A 25,683-nucleotide genomic window follows, 5' to 3' on the forward strand; every position below is an offset into this window, starting at 1 on the left:
CTCTTTGCCGGTGCGTCGGTCAAGCGGTTCCGTGGGAGAAGGACGGCGCGTTCGTGGCCGCCCCCCGAATCCGCAGCTGCAGGAGCAACGACGCAACGCCATCATCGAGTCCGCCTACGCCGTGCTGACCGACAAGGGCTACGAGCGCACATTGATGTCCGACGTGGCGCGCCATGCACACGTATCGAATGGGACGTTGTATCGGTACTTCGAGAGCAAGCGTGAACTCGTCGATCGCATCTTCGACTATGCGGTGACCAAGGCGCTCAAGGCGCTGAACGTCGACTCCGTTGTCGACGAAATCGCGGCGACAGACCGGAATCCGTTGGAGTTGATCACCGCGTTCGGCACCCGGTTGTTCGCGCTGGTGGACGAAGACCCGGCAATCATTCGGGTGTTGACGGTGGAAAGCAGTGCTATCGACGCTGAACTACGTTGGCGGGTAATTGGTTTGCTCGGCATGATGGATGCGGGCATTGCTCAGATGTTCGAGCGCTTCGTGCCGGAAGGCAACGTGGACCGTGATGTGTGGAAGCTGCTGGGTCGCACCATAGTGGGAATGGCGGGCCCCGGATTGGCGATGTCGCTGGCGGGTGACGGCACTGCCAGAAAGCGCGCGGAGTTCCTGTCGATGATGAGATCGATTGCTGCGGAAGGACTCTTGAGCCGCGACAATGAGGGTGCAGAGGAGCCTGACGGTGCCTGAACGCGCGCGCCAGCTCTATGCAGCTGCAGTGGCGCTGTTTCTCGAGCGCGGCTATCGCGACGTCGACGTCGACGATATCGTCGCCGAGTGCGGCGTGAGCCGCGGAACGTTCTACGGCTCCTTTCGGAACAAGCGTGATCTCCTGGACCAGATAATGGTTCGTTCCCTGGACGATGTTGCGCTGGCCGTGTTCGCAGACAGGGATTGGTCAACGGTGCCTGATCGGGACACCTTCGTCGCCGAGTTCCATGCGCTGGTGCGACGGGCGTTGCAACATATTGCCGACCACGCTGAACTCCTGTCCTTCGTCATTCTGGCTGCGCCGGGAGTCGACGCCGATGCCCTGGCGCTGATGATCGGCCACTACCGGGATATCAGTGCGCAGATGACCGTCATTCTCAGCTTGGCGGCGGCACGTGGATGGCTCCGATCAGACGTCCCGATCGATGTGGCGTGGGCGGGTCAGCTCGTCGTGTCGACTCTGGCCCAAGCGGCGACGCCGGCGCTGTTGGGTTCTGGCGAGCCGTTTGATGTCGACGAGATCACCACCTTCGTCGCGAACTATCTGCTGGGCGGACTCCCCGCAGTCTTGCCTGCGGGCTAAGACTCGCCTCGACGCGCCGCGGCCTCGTACTCCGCTATCGCCCGGCCCATCTCGGTAGCCGGCGGATGGCCGAATGCCCACTCTGAGGCGATCTCGTGCCAGTTGTTGGCCGACTGGAGCGTTCCCAGCAGCGCGCAGACACTCATTTCGGTCCGCCGGGCGAACGCGTGCGGCCCGAGCATCCGTTGGGAGAAGATGCCGTCCCGGAAATCCGATCGCGGCAGCATCGCCTGCGATAGGGCCTTGTATGCCACCTTCTCGGTGATCTGTGCTACGCCGGGCAACAGGTACCAGCCGGCCACCGCACGCATGTAATCCATCGTCATCTCGGGCGGCATCGCCTCGGCATCGGCGAGGAATCCCGCCCGCCGCGTCAGCTCGTGCACGGTGGCGGCGTCACCCTTCATCGCGGCGGCCAGGATCGAGCGCTGGCAGTCCAGATCACCGGGGGACATGCGCACGTAGAGGCCGAAGTCGAGAAATGCCAGGCGACCATCCTCGAGGACCATGATGTTGCCCGGATGCGGATCGGCGCAGAACCGGCCGGTGGTGTAGATGTTGCCGGCATAGAAGCGATAGATCGCCTCGCCGAGACGATCACGATCGGCTTGGTCGGTCGGTGAGAACATGTGCAGCGCCTGTCCTTCGACATATTCGGTCACCAGAATCCGAGCCGAACACAGCTCGTCGATCGGCTCCGGTATGGCGAAGACCGGGTGATCACGGTTGGCCTCGTAGACCGAGCGATGATTGTCCAACTCCAACCGGTAATCGAGCTCGGCCTCGATCTGTTGGCGTACCTCCTCCATCACTTCGTCGAGTCCGGGTACCGGGTAGAACGGTCTGCGCAACCGGACAAGCATCGCCATGTTCTTCAGATCGGCCCGCACCGCGTCCCGCGCGAAGGGGTACTGAATCTTGATCGCCACGGCGCGTCCGTCGCTGAGGGTGCCTCGGTAGACCTGTCCGAGCGATGCGGTGGCCACCGGTGTGTCGTCGATGTGTGCGAGCAACCGCCGGCCGGACGGGGTGATCTCCTTGTCGATGAGCTTGAACATGGTGGCATTGGGAACCGGAGGTGCGGCGTTGAACAGCGGTTCCAGGCGACGGCTGAATTCGGCGCGCGAATCCTGGGAGCTGAGTCCGAAGTTGAGTACCGAGATGATCTGGCCCAGCTTCATCGCGGCCCCGCGCATACTGCCCAGGGTCTCCACCAGGTCGTCGGCAAGGCGCAGCATCTGCTCGTCGCGAGCGCGAGCCTGCTCCTCCTCGGACTGAAAGGGTCGACGCGCGGCATCGACCGCATGGCGGGCCGCCTGTCGGGCGGCGACCTTGCCCAGCTGTGTTGTTCGGCTCACCCGGGACGCGCTCTTGGGGGACGTCTTCACTCGGGAACCCCCTGCTGTCGACAAATCTCAGTTAACGAGTTCGCGGACCAGGATCGGATGCACAGAATGTTGCTGAAACCGCCGGCCATTGCGTTTTCGGGACTGAACGTCTCGGTTCGTCGGCGCTCCACATGCGCAACAACCACCATCTGCGAGAATCCCCCCAACGATGCACTTTTGCCACAAAGCCCTGGTGCCGTGCGTTCTCCGTGTGGTCGGCAACCATTGGCGCAATGCTACCCGCACTTGATCAGTGCGCCCGCAGGCTTTTGCGCCTCGCGCCGGGTGGTGCGCTGCCAATAGCCTCGTGGGGCAGCGGCGACTGCCGCCACGTATCGGCGGGGAGTGATCGGTGGGTGTGGAGGACGACGGGGCGGTGGCGCAGGGTGAGTGGGAACCCTGGACGCCTTCCGAGGTGACCGGGCGGCTCGCATCCGTCGACGCGCCATGGGGCGTGGCGGCAGGCTGGGCGCTGGACCTCTTCCTCGGTGAGGTCACGCGCACGCACGAAGACCTTGAGATCGCCGTCCCGGCAGCACGGTTCGACGAGATCGCAGTGGCCCTGCCCGAATATCAGTGGAAGGTGGTCGGAGACGGGCGGATCTGGCCATACCCCCGACATCTGGACCGGCACTTCCAGACGTGGCTGTGGGACCCGGAGCGAGACTGCTTCCGGCTCGACGTCTTTCGCGAACCGCATACCGATGGTCGATGGGTGTGCCGACGTGATCCGAGCATCACCCTCGACTACGCGGAGCTGCTTCTGCGGACCCCCCAAGGGGTGCCCTATCTCATCCCCGAGGTGGTGCTGCTGTTCAAGGCCAAGCACCGACGCGACAAGGACGAAGGTGACTTCGCGCGCGTGCTTCCGGAATTGAGTTCGTCGAGGCGAGACCGGTTGCGCGGGTGGCTGACTCGCGTACATCCCGGACACACCTGGATCGATGCGCTCTGAAAGTCGCCACATGCGCGATTGGTACGTTGGGGGCAGAGTCGTCGACAGAAAGGGTGCGCGCAACGTGGCGGGCAAGGTGTGGAAGGACCTACATCCGGCGGGCAAGGCGCTGATCGTGGTCTTGGCGGTGGTCGATGCGGGGCTGCGTGCCCTGGCGCTGCGGGACCTCTCTGGCCGCGACGCTCAACAGGTGAACGGCCCACGCTGGCTGTGGCGCACCGCGCTCGGTGTGGTGTCATCCTCAGGTCTTCTGCCGGTCGCGTACTTCGTGAAGGGCCGCAAGCCGGCGGTCGTCACACCGATCAGGTAGGCCGTCGGCCCGTCAGCGACCGGCGGCGCGCTGCGCCTTGATGCGACGCTCCTCGGTCAACACATTCTGGAAACTCTCACGCTCGGCGACCAACCAGTCCGGCTTGTCTTCCAGCAGTGCGTTGATCTGCTCGGTGGTCAACGCTTCGGTGACACCGCCGCGGGCCAACCCCGCAATGGACACACCCAGCTTGGCGGCCACCAAGTTTTTCGGGTGCGGCCCGTTCTTGCGAAGATCCTTCAGCCACTGTGGCGGGTCCTCTTGCAGAGCGGCGAGCTCGGCGCGGGTGATGGAGTTCTCGCGGAACTCCGCCGGGGTGGCGGGCAGATACACGTCCAGCTTCTTGGCCGCGGTGGCCGACTTCATGGACTGCGTATTCTGCCTACTCATGAAACCAGCGTATCGGTAGCCTGACCAGGTGACCCAGCCAAGCCTTGCCGTCGGGTACATCCCCGGTGCGACTCCGGCGAGATGGGCACGCGTTTGGGCCGAGCGCCACCCCGATATCGAATTGCGACTGAGCGCGGTGGAGGCGGCCGGCGCTGCCGACGCCGTGCGAACGGGCGCCGTCGACGTCGCCATATTGCGGCCGGACGCCGATTCCAGCGGGCTGGCCGTCATACCGCTCTACGCCGAGACCACGGTGGTGGTGGTACCTGCGGATCATCTGTTGACAGCCCTCGACGAGGTATCTGCAGCTGACCTCGCCGACGAACCCGTCGTCATACCCTTCGACGATGTCGTCGGCTGGTCGGCCGGTACCGCAGTGCAGCATCGGCCGGACACAACCAGGGACGCAACAGAACTCGTCGCCGCTGGTATGGCGTTGTTGATCGTCCCGCAATCACTGGCGCGGCTGCACCACCGCAAGGATCTCAGCTACCGACCGATATCGGACGCGCCCACCTGCCCCGTGGCGCTCGCTTTTCCCGATGGTGAACAGACCCCGCTGGTCGAGGAATTCATCGGCATCGTGCGTGGTCGCAAATCGAGCTCATCGAGGGGTCGCGTCGAACCGGCACCCAAGCGCACCGCGCGCGAGAAGACGCTGGCAAAACAAGCTGCGCGCGCCGCGGCAGGCAAGACCGCGCGTAAACCGGTCAAGCGGGGTCGCCGGTGAGTGCCGAACCGCTGGGCGCGGGTCAGGCCGAGTAGTAGTCGTTGCCTCGGGAGAACTCGACGAAGACACAGTCGTGCTCTCCGACGGTCCACGCGTCGTGGCCGGGCGGCAACAGCATCACATCGCCGGCGGCGAAGATTTCCTCCGTGCCGTCGGTCATGCGGACAGCGAGCTTGCCGGCCAGCACCAGGGCGACGTGCGGTAGTTCGCACAACTCGGTGCCCGCATAATCCTTGAGGTCGTTTGACCAACGCGCCCCTCGCGCGAAGGTCACTTCGGTGACCGAGACGCCGTCCAGCTCGGCGGTGCGCTTGGAGATCAAACCGTGAACGTCGCTCGGGATGTCGGCAAGTCGCGCCTTCTGCATCGCCGGGTTGGCAGCCACCATTGCATATCTCCATTCACCGAGGAAACGGTCGTGAGACCACCGTTTTTACCGCGCCGACGAGTGTACGTGGCGACACTGTCGTGACAGCTGCCCGGCACACCTCGTGACCCTGGGCCAAGGAGCAACTCAAATCGTCAGCGTGCCATCGTCATTGATGGTCCAGTCCGGGTTGAGAGCGACCTCCCAGACGTGGCCGTCCAGATCGGCGAAGTAGCCGGAGTAACCGCCCCAGAAGACCTTTTCGGCGGGCTTGAGGATGGTGCCGCCGGCAGCGGCGGCCTGCTCCAGCACGGCATCGACGTCGGCCTCGGATCGCTGATTGATGGCGATGGTGATGCCGGAGAACCGGCCGTCGACCTGATGCCGAGCGTCCGCGGCCAGCTCCGCGCGCCCGAACAGCGCCAGTGCAATGCCGGGGAGCTGGTAGAAGACCACCCCGCCAGGAGTGGCGGCGGGCTTCCAACCAAGCCCCTGCTCGTAGAACCCGCGGGCCCTTTCCAGATCGTCTACGCCGAGGGTGATCAGGCTGATGCGCTGTTCCATATGCCGAAGGCTACGCACGCGCACCGACACATCCGGTGTCACCGCTCGTCCGGTCGGCCCGGGGCGTAGGTGCCGACAGACCACTGGCGCCCCTCGTGGTCGAGGAGCTCGGTCCTAAAGTTGCCCCAGTCCGTCATCTCCGGCGCGATCAACACGGTCGTTCCCGCTCGCACTGCGTGCGCGTGCGCGGCGTCCACCGCGGCGGCATCATCGACCACCAGGTAGAGCCCGCTTCCGACACAGTCGCCCTTCGGCCGGGGCACGTCGTAGCCGCGGTCATCGTGCTGCAGGCACACCACCGCAGCACCGCGCCGCATCTCGACGTGGAAGAGCTGTCGGCCGTCACCGAAACTACGCACCACGGCGAACCCGAGAACATCGGATATCCACCGCTGCGCCGACTCGAGGTCGCGGTAACAAAGGAACGCGGTCAGCTGCGCGGAGTCCATTGCCCCGGTCTACCCGAGGCCACCGACATCTACTTGATGGAGTGCTGCGGACCCTGTGCCTTCTTGTACAGCGCCTTGAGCATCCGATCCCGGAACGCGGCATTGTCGATGAGCTTGATACCGGCATCGGCAAGCTTCGGGTAGCCGATCAGCTTGTGCATGTACCGGCCCCGGCGATACTCCTTACCCCACGCCGCCTCCATGCGCTGGGCGTAATTGGTGAAATCGTCGGGTCCGCCGTTGGTCAGCGCAGCGACCGCGCATTCGCCGGCGGCCAATCCCGATTCCAGGGCCTTGGAGATACCCGCACCCGAGGCCGGTTTGCCTGCGCCGAGCGAGTCGCCGGTGAACAGCACGCCCGGACGCCACGGCGGCCAGGCGGTGAAACCCATCGGCAGGCGCCAGGCCCGCACGCTCTTGTTCTTCTTGAGCTCTTCGATGGGCGGCGCTTCCCACTCCGCGGGCAGGCTACGCAGGAACTCGCCGAGGAACTGGGTGGCATTGATGGCCTGCCAGTTCTTGTAGCTGTTCACATAGCCCAGGCCGATGTTGAAGACGTTGTTGCCCATCGGGAACACCCATCCGTACCCGGGCAGCTGGTCGCCCTGGAACAACAGCTTCAGATAGATGTCGAGGCTGTCGTTGTCGGGCCGGTTCAGGTGCATCTCGGACCGGATCGCGATGGCGGAGTAACCGTTGTAATCCGAGTCGATCTTCAGCGCACGCTTGATGGGGGAGTAGGCGCCGTCGGCGGCGATCACGGCATCGCCGAGCACCTTCTCCCCACTTTTGAGCACGACGCCGACGACCCGGCCACTGGCGTCGATCTCGGGTCCGGCAACCTCGGCGCCCTGGCGGATCTCGGCACCGGCGGACTCGGCGTGCTTGAGCAGCACCGTGTCCAGGTGCTCGCGAGCCACGGTGTGGCCGTGGTCGGGCATCCCCGGACGGCGCGGGAAGGACAATTCCCAGGCGCTCGGGCTGTAGACCGTGACCTTGTTGACCCTGTGATAGGTCGCGACCTCGTCGGCCAGGCCCATCTTCTGCAGGTAGCTCACGGCGCGGGCGGTCAGCCCGTCACCGCAGGGTTTCGACCGCGGGAACTCTGCCTTGTCCAGCACCACCACGCGGGCGCCGGTCTGTGCGGCCTGCCACGCAGCGGCTGAGCCAGAAGGGCCGCCACCTGCGATCACTACGTCATATCGGGCTGTCATTCGCTCGTCTCGGTGAGTGTGGGCATGACATGGCGATGCTACTCGTATGCTTCGCCGACTGTCGCGCGAGCAAAGTTCCGGGCGGAATGGTCGGCGGCGCGAAGCGGGGCTGTCCGAGCAGGTCAGCGGACCCTCCCGGTACAGTAGTCGGGTGCGCAGACCATCCATTCCGCTCACCGGGCAGCCCGGGGTGAAGGTTGACGCGCGCAGCGAGCGATGGCGTGAGCACCGCAAGAAGGTCCGCGCGGAGATCGTCGAGGCGGCGTTCCGTGCCATCGATCGGCTCGGACCCAACGTCAGCGTGCGGGAGATCGCCGAAGAGGCGGGGACCGCGAAGCCGAAGATTTACCGGCACTTCACCGACAAGTCCGACATGTTCGCCCAGATCGGCGAGCGGATGCGGGACATGTTGTATGCGGCCGTCATCCCGTCGATCAACATCGAATCCGACTCGGCGCGCCAGGTGATCGGTCGCGCCGTCGAACACTATGTCGAGCTGGTCGACCAGCACCCCAATGTGGTGCGGTTCCTACTGCAGGGGCGGTTCGCCGACCAATCGGCGGCCGCCATGTCCACCGTCAACCGCGGGCGGGACATCACGCTGGCCATCGCCGAGATGGTCAGCGGTGAACTCAAGGATATGAACCTCAAGCCCGAGGTGTTCGAACTGGCGGCGTTCGCGCTCTTCGGCACCGCCGCCTCGGCCACCGACTGGTGGCTCGGGGGCAGCGAAGACAACGCCCGTCGGATGCCCGCCGAGGATTTCGTGGCGCACATGACGACGATCATGATGGGTGCGGTCAACGGGACTGCCGAGCTGATGGGCGTCGAGATCGACCCTGACCAGCCGATCCACGATGCGGTTCGGCGCCAGGACGGCGCCGAACCCGCGGCCGGCTGAGTCCGATCAACGACACGCCAGAACACAAGTTCTGGTGTTGGCGCGCGTTGTCGGCCCCCAGTTGTAGTGTCGTGGCAGCACTCACCACGTAGCGAATTGGGGTCCAAGGTGTCCGATGGAATCAAGCTGATCGACCGTGTCTCGGCCATCAACTGGAACCGCCTGCAAGACGACAAGGACGCCGAGGTCTGGGAGCGACTCACCGGCAATTTCTGGCTTCCCGAGAAGGTGCCGGTGTCCAACGACATCCCGTCCTGGGGCACGCTCAACGACCACGAGAAGCAGCTCACCATGCGGGTCTTCACCGGATTGACCCTGCTGGACACCATCCAGGGCACCGTCGGCGCGGTCAGCCTGATTCCCGATGCGCTCACCCCGCACGAAGAGGCGGTCTACACCAATATCGCGTTCATGGAGTCGGTGCACGCCAAGAGCTACAGCAACATCTTCTCCACGCTGTGCTCGACGGCCGAGATCGACGAGGCCTTCCGCTGGTCGGAGGAGAATCCGAACCTGCAGCGCAAGGCGCAGATCGTGATGGATTTCTACAAGGGTGACGACCCGCTCAAGCGCAAGGTCGCCTCCACTCTGCTGGAGAGCTTCCTGTTCTACTCCGGCTTCTACCTGCCGATGTACTGGTCCAGCCGGGCCAAGCTGACCAACACCGCCGACATGATCCGGCTGATCATCCGCGACGAGGCCGTGCACGGCTACTACATCGGCTACAAGTACCAGAAGGGTCTTGCCGCCGAGACCGAGACGCGTAAGCAGGAACTCAAGGATTACACCTACGAGTTGCTCTTCGAGCTCTACGACAACGAGACCGAGTACACCCAGGATCTCTACGACGGGGTCGGGCTCACCGAGGACGTCAAGAAGTTCTTGCGCTACAACGCCAACAAGGCCTTGATGAACCTGGGTTACGAGGCGCTGTTCCCCAAGGACGAGACCGATGTCAACCCGGCCATCCTGTCGGCTCTGAGCCCCAATGCCGACGAGAACCACGACTTCTTCTCGGGCTCGGGGTCGAGCTACGTGATCGGCAAGGCCGTGGTCACCGAGGACGAGGACTGGGACTTCTAAAGGCACTGTTCACAGCAATATTTGAGTGGAGGGCGGATCGGAAACGGTCCGCCCTCTTGCTTGTCTTGGTGCCGGTGTACAGAGCATCTGCCCACATTCTGCCCACATTTAATTACGCTGGTGGGCATGGCAGTCGTGGCGGCTTACGAGACCAAGCAGGGCAAGCGGTACCGGGTGGGCTACCGCCCCCAGTTCGCCGAGTAGGCGGACTCTCGGAGCGCAGCGGCGACTTTCTGATGCAATCTGATGAGCGCCGACAGCCGACGACTCTGAGGTTCTGAAAACAGTCGGAGTCTGCCGTTAGTATCCGGCAATGCCACTGACGATCGGCGACACCTTCGCCGGATACCGCCTACTGCGGCAACTGGGGTCGGGTGGGATGGGTGAGGTCTATCTGGTTCAGCACCCGAGGCTTCCGCGCCAGGAGGCGCTGAAAGTCCTGCGCCCGGAGTTTTCTCAGGATGAGTCTTTCCGTGAGCGGTTCATCCGTGAGGCAGACCTAGCGTCGGGGTTACGGCATCCTCATATCGTCGGCATCCACGACCGGGGAGAGCACGATGGCCAGCTGTGGATTGCGATGGACTATATCGAGGGCACTGACCTCAGTCGCTTCCTGGAGCAGCGTTACCCGCAGGGCATGCCCGTTGGTTATGTCCTACCGATCGTCACCGCCGTGGCCAACGCCCTGGACTACGCCCATAAGAAGGGCTTGCTGCACCGCGACGTTAAGCCTGCGAACATCATCGTTGCCGACCTCGATACCGACGACCCCAAGATCTTTCTTGCCGACTTCGGGATCGCTCGACCTCTAAACGACACCAGCAACATCACTACGACGAACATGACGGTCGGCACTGTCGCTTACGCTGCGCCCGAACAGCTCATGGGCGAACCGATGAGCGGTAGGGCTGACCAATACGCGCTCGCCGCGACGACCTTTCACCTGCTGACTGGGTCACAGCTCTTCCCAGACTCCAACCCAGCCGTCGTCATTAGTCGGCACCTCACCACGACACCACCTTTGCTCGGTGGTGAACGCCCCGACCTCGCCGTGCTCGACATGCCGCTCCGACGAGCACTCGAGAAGAACCCCGAAGGGCGTCACGCCACATGCGCAGCGTTCGCACAGGCTGTTAACGGCGCGAGTGCATCCGCAGCATCGCAGCAGGCGACCGCGCTGGCACCAGTTAACGTTCGCCCGCCTGTCGTGTCGGGTGCTCCTGGAACCCGTAAAGCGCCACCCATGACGAAGACGCTTTCGCCGCCAACCGCGCCTCTCCCACCAGCCCAACCGCAGGATGTAGGAGTACGCCGGATATGGCCGGTTGTTGTGGGCCTTATGGTTGCAGCAGCCCTCGTTGGCGGTGTAATTGTCGCCGCCTTGGTCGCGCGTCCGTGGGAGCGAAGCGGCCCGGCGACCGCCACCCCGACTGTCAGCAGCGCGACAGCTGGAACGTCGTCGACATCACCGAGTTCGACGGCGAGTGCTCCTAGCAGAACCGCCACTGCGGCACCTACGTCTGCCGCTTGGTCGTACGCAGGATTGTCTTGCCCCTACGTTCCGGCGCTGACGCTACAAACAGTTCAATCTTTGGTTGTCATTTGCGACGAGGGCGCTGGCATCTATACCTATAAGGGTCTACGCCTGAAGGACAATGCCCGCATTGATCTGCCTGGAGTGGTGGCCACTCCAACAGGGTTCTCGGTAACCAACAATGGCACCCGATACGACATCAGCAGAAATGGGCTGGTGATCTACACCGGCGGCGACGTTTATTCAGAACCAGCGATCTCATCGGGACCGTGAGGCCGCCGGTCCGTTTCTTGAGAGACTAGGCCGGATGCGGCCACTTTCACCGCGTCGGAGCGGGTCCGGGTCGTTGGGATTGATCAGCGTAAGAAGACACCCCGTGTTCTGGCCGGTGCGGGCGTGGATGAAGAAGAACCGTCCCGACGAGTACGCGGAGAGCCAACGCAAAAAGTAAGCGTTTGTGTGTCTTCTCACGTGGGCATTCTCACGAAGTTCACGGGTTTCGTTGAGGTCCCTCATCGGTTCGCAGCGGAATGTGGACGGTGACGGTCGGACACCGGCGCAAGGAGAACATCATGGCTGCGTCCAGCATCAGCGATAGCAACGTCGTCGAGCTTTCCCCCCGGCGCGCCCAGCGCAACCTGCGGGCATTGCGCGAAGCGCAACGTCGTCACCCGTCCTACCTGGGACAAGTGGCCCGGGAGCGGACCGCGATGCCGCCCTGTCGGGTATTGCAGTTCAGCCGTTGACCGGTGCGGGGACCACTGCGGTGACGGTGGTGCCGACGCCGCGTGGGCTGTCGATGTCCAGCTGACCCGACAGCGCCTCCACCCGGTCGCGCAATCCACCGAGCCCCGAGCCGGCACCCGCGACAGCGCCCCCGACGCCGTCGTCGCTGACCGACAGCGTCAACATTCCCTCGGCCGCGGCAACGCGAACCGTGACGACCTCCGCCTCGGCGTACTTGGCGGCATTGGTCAGTGCCTCGGCGACGACGTAGTACGCCGCGACCTCCACCGATTCCGGAAGCCGGGCATCGACGTCGATATCCAGCTCGACGGGAACGGTGCAGCGGCGCGCCAGTGCCCGCAGTGCAGGACGCAACCCGCCGCGCGAAAGAACCGCCGGATGCATACCACGAGAAAGCTCTTGCAGATCGGTGTGTAGTTCGGCGAGCCCACCGACGACCCGTGCCAGCTCGTCGCGTAGTGATGCGTCCGTGGTCGTCGCCTCGAGGGCGCGCAGTTCCAGACTCAACGACACAATCCGCTGTTGGGCGCCGTCGTGCAGGTCGCGTTCGAAACCGCGCCGGGCCTCGTCGGCGGCCGCGACCAAGCGAGCCCGGGATGCCGTCAATGCGGTGCGCGTCTCGGTATTGGCGATCGCGGTGGACACCAGGTCGGCGAAATCTCCGAGATGGTCCTCGCAACTGCGCGAGATCGATGCGGGCTGCCGAGCTCCGACCAGCAGCGCGCCGCGCACCGCGCCCGCGACCATCAGCGGCGCACCGGCGCCGCACCGGACCCCCAGTTCGTGCAAGCGCGCGGCGATGGGGCCGGCGGCACCCGCGTAATCGTCGATACGCGTCGGCGTTCCCGTGGCGAAGATCTGCCCGCTCATGTTGTCACCGGATAACGAAAACTCCTCACCCACGCCGAATCCCGGTACCTCGGGGAGATCGTGTGCGGCCACGACCAGGCAGCTGCGATCCGGCCGGAAACGCACCAGGGTGACATGATCGACGGCCAGACTGTGCGCAAGCTCGCGCACCGCGACCTGATAGATCTCGGACAGGTCGGCCGTTCGGGCCACGAGGGTTGCCAGCCGGCGCAACGCCGCCTGTTGCCCGGCGAGACGCAGGGCTTCCTTTCGGCGCTGTTCGGCCTCGGCCGCCCGCAGCCGCGCCTGTCCCACCAGCACGTTGGTCAGCAGCGCCAACGTCAGGAACACCGCCAACGCCGGAGCGAGCGAATCGCGTCCCTCCAGATGCAGGTATGCGTACACCGCCGCGCTGGCCAGTGATGTCGCGATGGCCAGCGGGAAATCCCAGCCGGCCGAGACCACGAGCACCCCCAGCAACAACAATGCTCCGAAGGCGTTCTCCGGAGCAACGATCCGAAGCGCCGCGACCAGGCCGACCTCGGCCGCCAGGAATCCCAGCCCCACGAGGATGCCGACCCACAACGGTCGGGCGGTCGGCCGCACGACTTGCGCCAACGCCCGGCTCGAGAGGGTTCGCCAGTTCACGCCGATGATCGTAGGAGTTCGCAGCCGCACTGGTGGTGGCGGAACCAGAAGTTTCCCGTTAACGGTAATGCCGGCGCGCCGTGGGCCTGCCACCCTGGAGTCATGGATGCCGCACGCTGTTTGATCGTCGACGATAGTGCCGCATTCTGTGCTGCCGCGCGCAGCATGTTGGAACGTGGGGGTTTCGAGGTCGTGGGTACCGCCGGCTGCGCGGACGAGGCAGTGCGTCTGACCGCTCAGTTGCGTCCCGATATCGCACTGGTGGATGTCGATCTGGGCACCGACAGTGGTTTCGACGTGGCCAGGCAACTCGACGGGGTAGCGGTGATCCTCACCTCGACCCACGACGAGCAGGATTTCGCCGACCTGATCGTGGCCAGTCCCGCCCTTGGGTTTCTGCCCAAGCTGACCCTTTCACCGGATCGGATCCGCGAACTGATCGATCGTTAACGCGATTCCAGGAACATGATCACGGCCCGCACGCGGCGATGATCGTCACCGGTTTCGGGTAGATCCAGTTTGGTGAGGATGCTGCGCACGTGCTTTTCGACGGTTCCCTCGGTGACCCACAACCGGCGGCCGATGCCGGCGTTGGACAACCCCTCGGCCATCAGCGTCAACACCTCGCGCTCGCGGGCACTCAGCGCGGCAAGCGGATCATCGCGCCGTCGTGCCGACACCAGTTCGGCGACCAGCGCCGGGTCGACGACGGATGCGCCGTTCGCTATGCGGCGCACCGTGTCCACGAAATCGGACACGTCGGTCACCCGGCTTTTCAGCAGATACCCGATGCTGCGACCACCGGCCAGGAGCTCCATGGCATGGTCGACGTCGACATGAGCCGACAGCACCAGGATCGCGGTATCCGGTGAGCGTTCCCGGATGGTGCGGGCCGCGTCCAAGCCTTCGGCATCATGGTTGGGCGGCATCCGGATGTCCACCAGTACGAGATGCGGTTGTTCCTTCTCGACCAGCGTCAACAACTCGGTGGCATCCCCAGCCTGGCCGGCGACCTCGAAACCCTCGCGTTGCAGCAGGCTGGCGAGCCCCTCCCGCAGTAGTACATCGTCGTCGGCGATGACTACTCGCAATGTGCTCATGCCGTCCCTTCTGCCTGGCCCGTTCGGCGCGGCGATATTGTCGCACTCGATGGCTCCCCGCACCGGCCGGACGACCGAACATGGGGGCTAACCGGTACTTCCGTGTCGGGAAATCCGTTGCCGCCAATGCAGGTCAACTTCGTCGACCGGGTGGCCGACGAGGAGCATGCTGACGTTCATGACCACCGCATCGCGTCCCGAAACCCACCGCATCTCGCTGCTCGACAGTGATGACGTCGAACGCAGTGAGCTCGGATCGATCCACCGCGTGACCGCCGACAGCTTTCCGATTCTGAAGAATCTCTCCATCAAGCGGCTCGTGCTCAACCCGGGTGTCATGCGCACGCCGCACTGGCATGCCAACGCCAACGAACTGACCTACTGTGTCGCCGGTACCGCGCTGGTGTCCGTGCTGGACAACGGCAGCCGATTCGCCAGCTTCGTCGTGACGGCCGGACAGATGTTCCACATCGATTCCGGCGCACTGCATCACATCGAGAACATCGGCGCCGAGCCGTGCGAATTCATCATCGCCTTCCGCAACGAGCGGCCGGAGGACTTCGGATTCGGGGCCACCATGGGTGCCTTCACTGACGCGGTGCTGGGCAACACCTACGATCTGCCGGCAGCGGATATGGCCAAGATCCACCGTGACACCCGGGACCGCACCCTGGCCGCGGTGGTGGGCGAGCCCAATGTCCCGCCGAGTACCTATTTCAAAGATCCGCACCGTTTCGACATCGAGGCCCAGCCGCCAGGGCTCACCTACGCCTACGGCAATGCCCGCTTTGCCAGGGACCAGTTCTGGCCTGCGCTGAAGGACATGTCGATGTATTCGCTTCGGGTCGGCGAGGATGGCATGCGTGAGCCGCACTGGCATCCCGTGACCGCCGAGATGGGATACGTCCAGAGTGGTGAGGCCCGGATGACGGTGATGAATCCCGATGGGACACTGGACACCTGGAACCTCACGGCCGGTGACGTCTACTTCATTCCGCGCGCATACCCACATCACATCGAGAACATCGGTGTCGACGAGTGGCACTTCCTGATCTTCTTCGATCAGCCGTTCCCCGCCGATATCGGGTACAAGGCCTCGGTGAGCGCGTACTCCCGATCCGTGCTGGCCGCCGCGTTCGACACCCACATCGACGATCTGCCGGACTTTCCCCGCACCACCGCCGACCCGCTGATCGTGCCGCGCAGCAATCCCCTGGACAGGTGACCGCGCAGATCGGTCGTCCCATCGACAGGGTCGAGGGGCGCGAAAAGGTCACCGGGACTGCGCGTTACACCGCCGATCACCAGATCCTCGGTCTGGTCCATGCCGTGCTGGTGCAATCGGACGTGGCGCACGCGACGGTGACGGCCGAGTCCGTGGCGGCCGCCGCGGCGCGTGCCGCCGCGGCACCCGGCGTGTTGCACGTCCTAACACCGTTGAACTGTCCGCCGCTGCACGTGTTACCAGAGGACCTCACCTGGGACCTCCCGCTGGAGCGGCGTCCGCCCTTGTCGGATCTGACCGTTCAACATGTCGGTCAGCACCTGGCGGTGGTGGTGGCCGAGACCTTGCAGGACGCCGTTGCGGCCGCGGCACTGATGGATTTCACCTACATCGAAGCCCCTGCCCAGCTCAACGCCGCGACAGTGATTGCGCAACCGGTGCCTCCCGACGAGAAGGACGGCCAGATCCGGCACGGCACATATCGTCCCGACCACTTCGTCAAACTCGATGAGGAGAAGTTGCAGGAACACCGAGGGCCGGTCGCGGAACCCTCCGGCGTCCGGGTGGCGGGCAGGTTCACCACCCCGGTCAACACCCACTATCCGATAGAGCTCGCCGCCACCATCGCGTCGTGGGACGGCGAGGACCTCACGGTGCACGACGCCACCCGCTGGATCACCGGTGAACGGCGGGTGCTGGCGGCCTACCTGGGCATCGACGAGGAACGGGTCCGCATCCTTTCGCCGTTGGTGGGCGGAGCGTTCGGTTCCAAGAGCTTTCTGTGGATGCACGTCGTGTTGTGCGCCGTCGCCGCCAAGGAGGTGAGCCGCCCGGTGAAGCTGGTTCTGACCCGCGGCCAGATGTTCACCTCCACCGGTCATCGCCCGCGCACCGAGCAGCGATTGACGCTGGTGGCCAGTGACGACGGCACCCTGCTGAGCACCGAACAACATACGGTCACCGAAACCTCCACGGTGGCCCATTTTTGTGAGCCGGTCGGTCTGTCGGCGCGTTTCCTCTACCATTCGCCACGCATGGCGGTATCGCACACCGTGGCCAGGATCAACGCCCCGACACCGTGTTTCATGCGTGGACCGGGCGAGGCACCCGGCCTGTTCGCGCTCGAAGTCGGCATGGACGAACTGGCGGACTCGCTCGGTGTCGACCCGGTGGCGTTGCGCATGGCCAACGATCCGGATACCGACCAGCCGACCGGGCGCCCGTGGTCGGGCAAGCATCTCCGCGATTGCTATCGACTGGGTGCCGAGCGTTTCGGCTGGGCGCAACGGTCACCCATCCCGAGGGCAATGCAGCGCAACGGTGTCCAGGTCGGTTGGGGGATGGCCACGGCAAGCTATCCGGGACGACGGATGCCCGCCGGCTGCCGCGTCACCACCACGGCCGATGGTCACGTCCGGTTTGCCTCAGCCACCCACGAGATCGGTACCGGAGTGCGCACGGTGATGACGCAGATCGCTGCCGATGCGACCGGGCTCCCACTGGACGCGGTGAGCTTCGACTCCGGGGATTCGGCTTTTGCCGATGCCCCCTACAGCGGTGCGTCCCAGACGACCGCCACCGTCGGTTCCGCGGTCGACCTTGCCGGGCGACAGTGGCGCCGACGACTCGGCCGTCCGGTCACATCCGCATCGGAGTTGTGCGCTGTTCTCGCGGCCACCCCGGGGCTGGTCGACCGACTGAACTTCACGGTCGCCAGCGAGGGGCCGGCCGGCACAGGCCCGCTGTCGCAGTCGTTCGGCGCCCATTTCTGCGAAGTCGAGGTCGACGAGGAGATCGGGCGAGCCAGCGTCACAAGGTGGACCGCGGTGATGGACTGTGGGCGGGTGCTCAATCCGAAGTTGGCCACCAATCAGGTGATGGGCGGCATCATCTTCGGGCTGGGTATGGCACTGCTGGAACAGGTGCCCTTCGACGAGAACTCGGGCGTTCCGCTCGGTGAGTACTACGTGCCCACCCATGCCGACATCCCCGATTTCGACATCGCCTTCGTCGACACCCCGGACTACGGCCTCGATCCGGTCGGGGTCCGTGGGATCGGTGAGATCGGGACCTGCGGGGTACCCGCCGCGATCGCCAACGCGATCCATCACGCCACCGGTAAACGGATACACGACCTGCCGATCACGGTGGAGTCGCTGCTGGAGGGACAGCCATGACCGAGCTCGAGCTGACGATCAACGCGACGCCGCGACAGCTAGATGTCGATGTCCGCACCACCCTGTTGGATCTGCTGCGGGAAGAATTGGGCCTGACCGGCACCAAGAAGGGGTGCGACCACGGGCTGTGCGGTGCCTGCACGGTGACCGTCGACGGTGAGCGGGTGCTGGGCTGCCTGACTCTGGCGGTCTCCATCAGCGGCTCAACCGTCGAGACCATCGAATCAGGTGATGAATTGGATTGTGTGCAGCGGGCTTTCGTCGCACATGACGGCTTCCAATGCGGTTACTGCACACCGGGTCAGATCATCTCGGCGCGTGCACTGCTGCGTGAGCATGCGCGCGGGGATCTGTCCGCGGCCAGCTTCGTCGGCGCACGATGCAACCTCACCCAAGGGCCGAAAGAACTGTCCGACGACGAGATCCGGGAACGCATGGCGGGCAACATCTGTCGCTGTGGTGCCTACGCCAACATTCTCGCCGCCATCAAGGAGGTCGCCCGGTGAGGACCTTCGACTTCGCCCACGCGCAGACCGTCGACGACGCGGTGCGCCGTGGTGCCGACGGTGGCCGCTACTACGCCGGTGGCACCAACCTGCTCGACCTGATGAAACTCGGTGTGGAGGCGCCGCCGGTGCTGGTCGACATCGGCCGGCTGGATCTGCGTTCGATCACCACCACGGCGGACGGCGGTGTCCTGATCGGTGCCGGGGCGACCAATAGTGCCGTTGCCAACCACCGGCACATCCGGCGTGAGTACCCGATGCTCGCGCAGGCCATCCTCTCCGGCGCCACGACCCAGATCCGCAATATGGCCACCGTCGGCGGCAATCTGATGCAGCGCACCCGCTGTCCGTATTTCATGGACACGTCGTCCACCCAGTGCAACAAGCGAATTGTCGGCAGCGGATGTGCGGCCCGTACGGGCTTCAATCGTGAGCATGCACTCTTCGGTGCCAGTGCAGCGTGTGTGGCTGTGCACCCCTCCGATATGGCGGTCGCGCTCGCGGCACTCGATGCGCACGTGCACGTGCAGGGTGCGGCCGGCCGGCGGACGATCGCGATCGCCGACTTCTTCGTGCTGCCCGGCGATCACCCTGAACGCGACAACGTGGTGGGCGAAGGTGAACTGATCACCGGTGTCGAGCTTCCGCCGTCACCGTACGCCCGGCACAGTTGGTACCTGAAGGTGCGCGACCGGCACAGCTATGCGTTCGCCCTGGTGTCGGTGGCCGCCGGAGTGCAGCTCGTCGACGGGAAGATCACCTCGGCCGCCGTGGCGCTCGGTGGGGTGGCCGCCACTCCTTGGCGGGTGGCAGCCGCGGAACGGCAGTTGATCGGCGTACTGCCCTCGGATACCGCGTTCGGCGCGGCGGCCGATGCGCTGGTTGTCGGTGCTGAGCCGCTGGCGCAGAACGGATTAAAGATCAGACTTGTCCGTAACAGTGTGGTGCGGGCGTTGCGGCGGGCCGTCGATACACTCGATCGATGAGTGTCTCATCGTTGATGGCGTCGGTGCTGAACTGGTTGCGTGCCGGTTATCCCGATGGCGTTCCCGGCCCCGACCGGGTGCCGTTGCTCGCGCTGTTGCGTAGCACGCCGCTGACCGATGAGGAGATCAAAGAGGTGGTGTTCAACATCGCCGAGGCTGCCGCCCCCGCCGACAACGACGATCCGATCACCCGCGAGGAGATCGAGATGTTCATCGCCGAAAAGACCCACCACGACCCCGGGCCCGAGAATGTCGCGCGGGTGGCGGCGCGACTGGCAGCGGCGGGCTGGCCACTGGCGGATTTCAGCCAGAGTCCTTCCGCGTAGTGGCGCAGCACAGCCGCAGACATCTGTGAGATTGTGCTTGCGCGCCTTCGATTTCCGGCGTAATGTCGAACACAAGTTCGACGCGAAGGTGCTCCCGCTTTTTCGGTGAGCCCGTCTCGGCGGTCATGAGCCGTCGGGAAGGTTCGACGACCCCTGACGAGGGTTGGCCTGAACCGTATAGCCCTATGGGCGTGTTTTGGCAACACTTTGAAAGGGTGGGTCCAGGGGTAGACGCCATCCATTCCAGTTTTCCCGCAGGCGCTGGTGCATGATCTCGCGCGCTTCACCGCCGGAAGAGGATGCATGCCCGGTCCAGTTTTCGTTGATGGGTGCCAGGTATGTCGTGACCGATCTGTCGTCTCCAGCGTGAGCAGTGCTGCGCTGCACCTTGACAACTGAACAGTGAGCCGGCTCCTCACGCGTTACGGGTGGGGTTGCCACGGTAGTTCGTTGGCCGCTACGCGCTGCCGCTCCTCGCTCTGCTCGTCGGCCCAGAAGTCATCGAACTTCTTGCCGGGGTGGACATTCGGGACACGATCGAGAAGGTTGCTCAGCCACGCGGGTGGCCGTGTGGGTTTCCATTGCGGCAGTGCGGAACTCAACTGTGCCATCGTCTTCAGGACGACGAACACCCCGAAGAAGGCGTCGGGTGCATCGCTGATGGCGATGGCCAGAAATCCGATCAACAGCGTCATGTGCACGACCATGACGCGACCGAGGACTTGACTGCCGATCTGCTCAAGCTGTCGGAACGGCCAGGCGCGCAGCTGGGTCAGATCCACCAGGAAGTCCACTGTCATGAAGGCGAACACCGACAGGCAGCCGAGGCCGACGCTGCGCCAATCGACCTGAACGAGGTGGCCGACACCGTTGTGGTTGAGCAACAGCAGCACCGCACCCAGGAAGACGCCGTGCACCGCGGAGAAGCTCAGGCTGATGACCGCGAAGCTCGACATGTAGGTCGACAACGGCTTGGCGCTGCGCCGCCGCCCGTTGACCGTGTAGCGATAACGTCCATCCTCGTGGCCGGGTGCGTTGTAGTCGAAGTGCCCGCGCTTGGGTGACCAGCGCTGGTGCAGTGCGATCCGGGCCAGGATGAAGAGCGCGGCGGCCACCGTCTCGAACCAGTACACCGCCAACGTGGTCGCACCGGACCAGTTCTGGGTGAACCACCCGAACACGGGCACTGCGATCACCCCCAGCATGGAGACCAGGTGTACGACGCGGATCACGTCGCAAATCGTCGCACGCAGGCAACCCAAAAGTGCGATTAGGCGGAACTGACGATCGATGCGACGGGGGAGCCGTCGACCGCGGGCGAACAGTTTCGGAGAAGTGTCTACACATGCGTCAAAAAGCGCTAGCTTGACGGTTGTCAAACCGGTCGTCCTTGGAGGCAGCGTGTCGCATATTTCGGCGTGGATGGGTGCTGGTGTGGTCGCAGCGGGGGTTTCCGCCGCGATGATCGCCGGAGCCGACGTGGCCAGCGCGGACACCGGCGCCGACTCCTCGTCAGACTCATCGACGAGCTCTTCCGATGGCGACCGGACACGTGCAGATAGTTCGCACGATGCGCCTGCACCTGCGTCCGAGAAGGCATCGGATAGTGACACGGACGCCAACGACGACACCGACGACACCGACGACGGTGCCGGGCTCGACGATGTCTTCAGCAACGACGTGGACGCCGACGATGAGCTCGATGACGGTGTCGAGTTGGGCAGCGGTGACGAACAGGGCGAAGACGAGGTATCCGCCGGTGTCGGCGGCGGCGCGCGCACCGAAGACGACGTACTCGTCGAGGACATGAAGAGTGTGCTCGAGACGTCGGGATCGGAGAGCGAGGTCGTCGAGCCGATCGTCGAGAACCTGGCAACTTCCGAGATCGGGGAGGACGCCTCCGCGGCCAACGAGGGTTCCGGCACCGAAGAGTCGGCCGCGGTCGAGTCCGCCGCCGTGACACCACATGGCGATGACACCAACGTCGCAACCCACGTGTGGACCCCGAACGTGGCGCCCGCCGCAGCATCGCCGGCGGCGGCCATCACCTCCGCGACGGTGAGTTCGGCAGTGGCGGCGCCGCAGCGGTCGCTGCTGGACATCATCGCGTCGTTCGTCTTCGACTTCGTCGGAGTGGCAGTGACATTCATCGCCGGACCGCCGGTCGTCCCGCGCGGCAGTACTGTGACGGTGCGGACATCGACCTTGGCGATCGACGGCCAGCACACGGTGCCCGCCCATTGGTATTACCCCGCGGGCGACGAGCCGCCGCAGCGGATCATCTACCTGCAGCACGGCTTTCTCGGTGTCGGAGCGATGTACAGCTACACGGCGGCGAACCTTGCCGAAAGCACCAACAGCATCGTCGTGGTGCCGACGCTGACCTCGAATCGCAACGTCGAGGACGGATTCTGGCTGGGCAGCGACGAGGCGCTGCGGGCCACGGCTGCACTGCTTCTCGGTGACCGGGAAGCCTTGACCGCCAGTGCAATTGCCGCCGGCTTCGCCGAGCGATACGGGGCCGAGGCCACTCTGCCGGACCGGTTCGCGTTGGTCGGGCATTCGCTGGGCGGCAATCTGGTGGCGGGTGCCGCGGGTTACTACGCCGACGCCATCACCGCAGGCGGGGAAACCAGCCACCTGGCCGGGGTGATCCTGCTCGACGCGGCACCGCAGGGCAGTGTGCTTTCCGATGCGCTGGTCAAACTGGACGGGGTCGGCAGCTACGTTCCCGTCATGGAACTCGGGGCCCCCAAGGAGCCTCGCCGGGTGGATGAGGCCCTCAACCAGCATCGGCCGGGGACCTTCAACGGCATCGTGCTGGAGAACGGCAAGCACCTGGACTCCATGGACGGCGGCTCCTGGCTCATCCAGTTCATCTCGCACCTCTACCAGGGCTTCCCGACGGCGCAGAACCAGGCGGCGGCGCAGGTGATCATCGACGGCTGGGCGAAGGACATCCTCGACGGCCGGATCGATCCGCTCACCGGCCGGTGCGCCGGTGCGGAGTGCGCCGGCATCTATGGCGACCCGGGCCAGGTGCTGGAGCTGCCGACCCCGGCCGGGCCCACACGTGGGTCGGTGATCGGCTCAGCCGTGCCCGTGCGGTCGGCCGAGTTCGAGCCGATGCCCGTGACGGCGACCGTGGCGGCGCGTGGGCCGGCAGCCCGAAATCTGATGTTGAGCATGTGATCTCGATCAGCCGGACCACATCGGAAACAGCAAGCACCCCGCCGACGTCGACATCGGCGGGGTGGCTCGGCGGAAGCACTAGATCGTGGCGGTGTCGATCACGAACCGGTACCGCACATCGCTGGAGATCACGCGGTCCCACGCCTCGTTGATGTAGGAGGCCTCGATGACCTCGATCTCCGGGGTGACGCCGTGCTCGGCGCAGAAATCGAGCATCTCCTGGGTCTCCGGGATACCGCCGATCATCGATCCGGAGATGCTGCGACGGCCACCGGCCAGCGGAAAGAACGGCACCTCGAGCGGATGCTCGGGCGCACCCAGCTCGACCAGGGTGCCATCGATCTTGAGCAGAGCCAGGTACTGACCGAGGTCGAGGTTGGCCGACACGGTATTGAGGATCAGGTCGAACTTGCCGGCCAGCTTGCTGAACGTGTCGGGGTCACTGGTGGCGTAGTACTCGTCGGCACCGAGTCGCAGGCCGTCTTCCATCTTCTTGAGCGACTGGCTGAGAACGGTCACCTTGGCGCCCATGGCGTGGGCCAGCTTGACGCCCATGTGGCCGAGGCCGCCGAGGCCGATGATGGCGACATTCTTGCCGGGGCCGGCGTTCCAGTGCTTGAGCGGGGAGAACAGCGTGATGCCCGCGCACAACAGGGGAGCGGCCTTGTCCAGCGGGATGCTGTCCGGGATGCGCAGGACGAACTTCTCGTCAACGACGATCGCCTGGCTGTAACCGCCCTGGGTGATGGTGCCGTCCCGGTCGGTGGCGCCGTAGGTGCCGATCATGCCGGTGCCGAGGCAGTACTGCTCCAGGCCCGCCGCACAGTTCTCGCAGTTCTGGCAGGAGTTCACCATGCAGCCGACGCCGACGTGGTCGCCGACCTTGTACTTGGTGACCTCCGAGCCGACCTCGGTGACCACTCCGGCGATCTCGTGACCGACGACGAGCGGGTAGCTGGGGGTGCCCCACTCGGCCTTGGCGGTGTGGATGTCGCTGTGACAGATGCCGGCGAACTTGATGTCGAACGCCACATCGTGCGGGCCGACGTCACGGCGCTCGATGGTGGTCTTGGTCAGCGGATCTGTCGCGGAGGTGGCGGCGTAGGCGGAAACAGTTGTGGTCATCGATTCATCCTCTTCACATGCGTCTTTTCATATGGTCACGTGCGAATTCGTGCATCTTCACCCGACAGTAGTGAACTCAGCACAAGCGGGCACCGAGAAGTGCCCTCGCAGGGTGACAACGACCCGGGTGCCTGGTCTAGTCCCGCCGGCAGCTGTGAATTCGGTCAAAGAATCCGGTCAAAGACCGGGCGCCCGGAATCCCGCGTTGAAACTGACCCGGTCATACCGGGCGACCCCGGCCAGGGTGTAGGGGTCGGCGGCGGCGATGGCGTCGGCCTCCTCGGCTGACATGTCCGCGGCGACCAGCACGGCGCCGTCCTGCGATTCCAGCCTGCCGGCCAGCAGGATCCGGCCGCCCTCGACCTCACCCCGCAACCACTCCAGGTGTGCCGGACGGCTTTGATCGATGACGTCGAGGGGTTGCAGATAGGCGATGTTGAGGACATGGAACACGTCGCAAAGACTAGTTGATGGGCGCGTTGAGCCAGCGTAGGTCGTCGATGATGCCGCGTGCGGCGACGACACCCTGCCCGGTCTGCCACACCTCGTTGTTGACCGCGAACACCCGGTCGTCTCGATTGGCCGACAACTTCCGCCAGGCCGCGCTGTCGAGAACCCGCGGCGCATGATCCTTGGCCGCCGGCGAGTCGAAGGACAGGTAGACGATATCGCCGTCCGCCGCCGACAGATCGGTGTCGTCGGAGAGATCGCTGATGTCGATCTCGATATAGGGGCGGTCGGTGAAGCGTTGTGCGGCAGGGCGATCCACACCGACCTCGGCCAACACCGACGCCGGGAAGTTGGCGGTGCCGTAGACACGGACGGTGTTCTCGGTGAACTGCACGATCGAGGCCTGGAAATGGGTGGCGTCGTTGCCTCGGCCCGCCTCCTCGGCCATGCGTCGGAAGTCGCCGAGGATCGCATCGGCCGCCCCGGAACGACCGGATGCCGCGGCAACAGTCCGCAGGGTCGCCTGCCAGTCCTGGGCGGGGCCGGTGAACACCGTCGGCGCGATCGCGCTGAGTGCGCCGAAACCCTCCAGGCCGTGGCCGGCCGAGGCGAGGATCAGATCGGGATTCGCGCCGCGCGCTGCCTGGATGTCGGCGATGGGCGGTGCATTGTGCAGAACGGTGCCCAGATAGGAGGGCTGGGGCACCGCGGTGCCGACCACGCGACCCTGCAGTCCGAGCGCGCACAAGGCGTCGAGCTGACCGGGAGCGAGGGCGACGAGTCGTTGTGGGTCCCCGCGCACCTCGGTGACCGCCGGTACGCCGGGGGCCGTGGCGTCCTGTGGCGCAGCGTTGCGCACCGGACGGACCGCCTCGACGGCACCGGGTCCGGTGGCGGCCGGCTCGGCAGCGCACGATTCGTCCGGTTTGCGCTGGTTACCGAGCACGCCGGCACTGGCGATCCGGGTGGTGCTCGTGATGGGGGCGTCTGGGCCGGGGGTGCGGGTTGCGTCGCCGCCTCCGCAGCCGGTCAGCAGGACCAATGTGGCGGCGGCACCCGCGGCGATCAGGCCTGTGCGCGCAGAGGGGAACAGCACGCCGCCGACGGTATCAATGTCGGCGACCGGCCCGGCGCGACCCGCGCTGCGAGGGCCTCGA

At 65.1% G+C, this 25,683-nt stretch carries 28 protein-coding genes; 16 read left to right on the forward strand and 12 right to left on the reverse strand.

All coding sequences use genetic code 11. The features are described from left to right. Positions 1–10 precede the first annotated feature (10 nt). Entirely contained in the window at positions 11–706 is a 696-nt protein-coding gene (locus tag PGN27_RS22960; protein ID WP_335328182.1) for a TetR/AcrR family transcriptional regulator, read from the forward strand. Continuing rightward, complete coding sequence (locus PGN27_RS22965) at positions 699–1,310, forward strand: TetR/AcrR family transcriptional regulator (protein WP_335328183.1); 612 nt, start codon at positions 699–701, stop codon at positions 1,308–1,310. Before PGN27_RS22960 ends, PGN27_RS22965 begins: the two co-directional genes overlap by 8 nt. Here the strand turns inward: PGN27_RS22965 and PGN27_RS22970 are convergent. After that, positions 1,307–2,668 carry an ABC1 kinase family protein gene (locus PGN27_RS22970; protein WP_335328184.1) on the reverse strand — a complete coding sequence of 454 codons (1,362 nt, stop codon included), beginning with the start codon at positions 2,666–2,668 and terminating at the stop codon, positions 1,307–1,309. The genes PGN27_RS22965 and PGN27_RS22970 overlap by 4 nt on opposite strands. A 382-nt stretch (positions 2,669–3,050) precedes the next feature. On the opposite strand from PGN27_RS22970, the gene PGN27_RS22975 reads away from it, so the two are divergent. Together PGN27_RS22975 and PGN27_RS22980 are read left to right on the forward strand one after the other, a co-directional pair. Next, a complete protein-coding gene (locus PGN27_RS22975; protein ID WP_335328185.1) occupies positions 3,051–3,653 on the forward strand; it encodes a nucleotidyltransferase domain-containing protein in 603 nt (200 codons plus the stop codon). Between the two features lie 64 nt (positions 3,654–3,717). Continuing rightward, complete coding sequence (locus PGN27_RS22980; RefSeq protein WP_335328186.1) at positions 3,718–3,963, forward strand: hypothetical protein; 246 nt, start codon at positions 3,718–3,720, stop codon at positions 3,961–3,963. Positions 3,964–3,975: 12 nt separating this feature from the next. Here the strand turns inward: PGN27_RS22980 and PGN27_RS22985 are convergent, their stop codons facing one another. Next, positions 3,976–4,353 carry a DUF5997 family protein gene (locus PGN27_RS22985; RefSeq protein WP_335328187.1) on the reverse strand — a complete coding sequence of 126 codons (378 nt, stop codon included), beginning with the start codon at positions 4,351–4,353 and terminating at the stop codon, positions 3,976–3,978. A gap of 28 nt (positions 4,354–4,381) precedes the next feature. On the opposite strand from PGN27_RS22985, the gene PGN27_RS22990 reads away from it, so the two are divergent. Further along, a complete protein-coding gene (locus PGN27_RS22990) occupies positions 4,382–5,083 on the forward strand; it encodes a LysR family substrate-binding domain-containing protein (RefSeq protein WP_335328188.1) in 702 nt (233 codons plus the stop codon). Positions 5,084–5,105: 22 nt separating this feature from the next. Here the strand turns inward: PGN27_RS22990 and PGN27_RS22995 are convergent, their stop codons facing one another. From PGN27_RS22995 to PGN27_RS23010, 4 genes are all read right to left on the reverse strand, one after another. Continuing rightward, positions 5,106–5,471 carry a cupin domain-containing protein gene (locus tag PGN27_RS22995; protein WP_335328189.1) on the reverse strand — a complete coding sequence of 122 codons (366 nt, stop codon included), beginning with the start codon at positions 5,469–5,471 and terminating at the stop codon, positions 5,106–5,108. Between the two features lie 126 nt (positions 5,472–5,597). Beyond that, the gene (locus PGN27_RS23000; protein WP_335328190.1) at positions 5,598–6,014 is read right to left on the reverse strand and encodes a VOC family protein; all 417 of its coding nucleotides are present in this window, start codon (positions 6,012–6,014) and stop codon (positions 5,598–5,600) included. Between the two features lie 38 nt (positions 6,015–6,052). Further along, positions 6,053–6,463 carry a VOC family protein gene (locus tag PGN27_RS23005; RefSeq protein ID WP_335328191.1) on the reverse strand — a complete coding sequence of 137 codons (411 nt, stop codon included), beginning with the start codon at positions 6,461–6,463 and terminating at the stop codon, positions 6,053–6,055. Between the two features lie 29 nt (positions 6,464–6,492). Beyond that, on the reverse strand, positions 6,493–7,677 hold the full coding sequence (locus tag PGN27_RS23010; protein ID WP_335328192.1) for a geranylgeranyl reductase family protein: 1,185 nt from the start codon (positions 7,675–7,677) through the stop codon (positions 6,493–6,495). 151 nt (positions 7,678–7,828) lie between these two features. On the opposite strand from PGN27_RS23010, the gene PGN27_RS23015 reads away from it, so the two are divergent. From PGN27_RS23015 to PGN27_RS23030, 4 genes are all read left to right on the forward strand, one after another. Beyond that, positions 7,829–8,578, forward strand: a complete 750-nt coding sequence (locus tag PGN27_RS23015; protein ID WP_335328193.1) for a TetR/AcrR family transcriptional regulator — start codon at positions 7,829–7,831, stop codon at positions 8,576–8,578. A gap of 120 nt (positions 8,579–8,698) precedes the next feature. After that, entirely contained in the window at positions 8,699–9,661 is a 963-nt protein-coding gene (nrdF, locus tag PGN27_RS23020; protein ID WP_031601419.1) for a class 1b ribonucleoside-diphosphate reductase subunit beta, read from the forward strand. Positions 9,662–9,974: 313 nt separating this feature from the next. Beyond that, the gene (locus PGN27_RS23025; protein ID WP_335328194.1) at positions 9,975–11,468 is read left to right on the forward strand and encodes a serine/threonine-protein kinase; all 1,494 of its coding nucleotides are present in this window, start codon (positions 9,975–9,977) and stop codon (positions 11,466–11,468) included. A gap of 299 nt (positions 11,469–11,767) precedes the next feature. After that, positions 11,768–11,941, forward strand: coding sequence for a hypothetical protein (locus PGN27_RS23030; RefSeq protein ID WP_335328195.1), 174 nt, complete (start codon positions 11,768–11,770; stop codon positions 11,939–11,941). On the opposite strand, the gene PGN27_RS23035 is transcribed toward PGN27_RS23030, so the two are convergent. Next, on the reverse strand, positions 11,931–13,439 hold the full coding sequence (locus PGN27_RS23035; RefSeq protein ID WP_335328196.1) for a GAF domain-containing sensor histidine kinase: 1,509 nt from the start codon (positions 13,437–13,439) through the stop codon (positions 11,931–11,933). The two genes, PGN27_RS23030 and PGN27_RS23035, sit on opposite strands and share 11 nt — an antisense overlap. A 102-nt stretch (positions 13,440–13,541) precedes the next feature. Between PGN27_RS23035 and PGN27_RS23040 the strand changes: the two genes are divergently transcribed. Next, positions 13,542–13,889 carry a response regulator gene (locus tag PGN27_RS23040; protein ID WP_335328197.1) on the forward strand — a complete coding sequence of 116 codons (348 nt, stop codon included), beginning with the start codon at positions 13,542–13,544 and terminating at the stop codon, positions 13,887–13,889. On the opposite strand, the gene PGN27_RS23045 is transcribed toward PGN27_RS23040, so the two are convergent. After that, positions 13,886–14,539, reverse strand: a complete 654-nt coding sequence (locus PGN27_RS23045; protein WP_335328198.1) for a response regulator — start codon at positions 14,537–14,539, stop codon at positions 13,886–13,888. The genes PGN27_RS23040 and PGN27_RS23045 overlap by 4 nt on opposite strands. A gap of 178 nt (positions 14,540–14,717) precedes the next feature. Here PGN27_RS23045 and PGN27_RS23050 point away from each other — a divergent pair, with 178 nt between their 5' ends. The 5 genes from PGN27_RS23050 to PGN27_RS23070 are packed head-to-tail and all read left to right on the forward strand — an operon-like array spanning position 14,718 to position 19,759. Beyond that, positions 14,718–15,764: a cupin domain-containing protein gene (locus tag PGN27_RS23050; RefSeq protein ID WP_335328199.1), complete on the forward strand. Its 1,047-nt coding sequence runs from the start codon at positions 14,718–14,720 to the stop codon at positions 15,762–15,764. After that, positions 15,761–17,941 (forward strand): xanthine dehydrogenase family protein molybdopterin-binding subunit, encoded by a 2,181-nt coding sequence (locus PGN27_RS23055; protein WP_335328200.1) that lies wholly within the window; start codon positions 15,761–15,763, stop codon positions 17,939–17,941. Before PGN27_RS23050 ends, PGN27_RS23055 begins: the two co-directional genes overlap by 4 nt. Further along, the gene (locus PGN27_RS23060) at positions 17,938–18,447 is read left to right on the forward strand and encodes a (2Fe-2S)-binding protein (RefSeq protein WP_335328201.1); all 510 of its coding nucleotides are present in this window, start codon (positions 17,938–17,940) and stop codon (positions 18,445–18,447) included. Before PGN27_RS23055 ends, PGN27_RS23060 begins: the two co-directional genes overlap by 4 nt. Beyond that, positions 18,444–19,433, forward strand: a complete 990-nt coding sequence (locus tag PGN27_RS23065) for an FAD binding domain-containing protein (protein ID WP_335328202.1) — start codon at positions 18,444–18,446, stop codon at positions 19,431–19,433. Before PGN27_RS23060 ends, PGN27_RS23065 begins: the two co-directional genes overlap by 4 nt. Next, positions 19,430–19,759 (forward strand): DUF3349 domain-containing protein, encoded by a 330-nt coding sequence (locus tag PGN27_RS23070; protein WP_335328203.1) that lies wholly within the window; start codon positions 19,430–19,432, stop codon positions 19,757–19,759. The genes PGN27_RS23065 and PGN27_RS23070 overlap by 4 nt, the downstream gene beginning before the upstream one ends. Positions 19,760–20,181: 422 nt before the next feature. Here the strand turns inward: PGN27_RS23070 and PGN27_RS23075 are convergent, their stop codons facing one another. Next, positions 20,182–20,991, reverse strand: coding sequence for a DUF6498-containing protein (locus PGN27_RS23075; protein ID WP_335328204.1), 810 nt, complete (start codon positions 20,989–20,991; stop codon positions 20,182–20,184). Positions 20,992–21,160: 169 nt separating this feature from the next. On the opposite strand from PGN27_RS23075, the gene PGN27_RS23080 reads away from it, so the two are divergent. Then, on the forward strand, positions 21,161–22,951 hold the full coding sequence (locus PGN27_RS23080; protein WP_335328205.1) for a hypothetical protein: 1,791 nt from the start codon (positions 21,161–21,163) through the stop codon (positions 22,949–22,951). A gap of 78 nt (positions 22,952–23,029) precedes the next feature. Here PGN27_RS23080 and PGN27_RS23085 read toward each other — a convergent pair whose 3' ends face one another. The 3 genes from PGN27_RS23085 to PGN27_RS23095 form a co-directional block, all read right to left on the reverse strand. Next, on the reverse strand, positions 23,030–24,076 hold the full coding sequence (locus tag PGN27_RS23085; RefSeq protein ID WP_335328206.1) for an NAD(P)-dependent alcohol dehydrogenase: 1,047 nt from the start codon (positions 24,074–24,076) through the stop codon (positions 23,030–23,032). 177 nt (positions 24,077–24,253) lie between these two features. Next, positions 24,254–24,529, reverse strand: a complete 276-nt coding sequence (locus tag PGN27_RS23090; protein WP_335328208.1) for a YciI family protein — start codon at positions 24,527–24,529, stop codon at positions 24,254–24,256. 10 nt (positions 24,530–24,539) lie between these two features. Continuing rightward, complete coding sequence (locus PGN27_RS23095; protein ID WP_335328209.1) at positions 24,540–25,622, reverse strand: iron-siderophore ABC transporter substrate-binding protein; 1,083 nt, start codon at positions 25,620–25,622, stop codon at positions 24,540–24,542. Positions 25,623–25,683: the final 61 nt, after the last annotated feature.

The organism is Mycolicibacterium neoaurum, assembly GCF_036946495.1.
Classification (GTDB): Bacteria; Actinomycetota; Actinomycetes; order Mycobacteriales; family Mycobacteriaceae; genus Mycobacterium; species Mycobacterium neoaurum_B.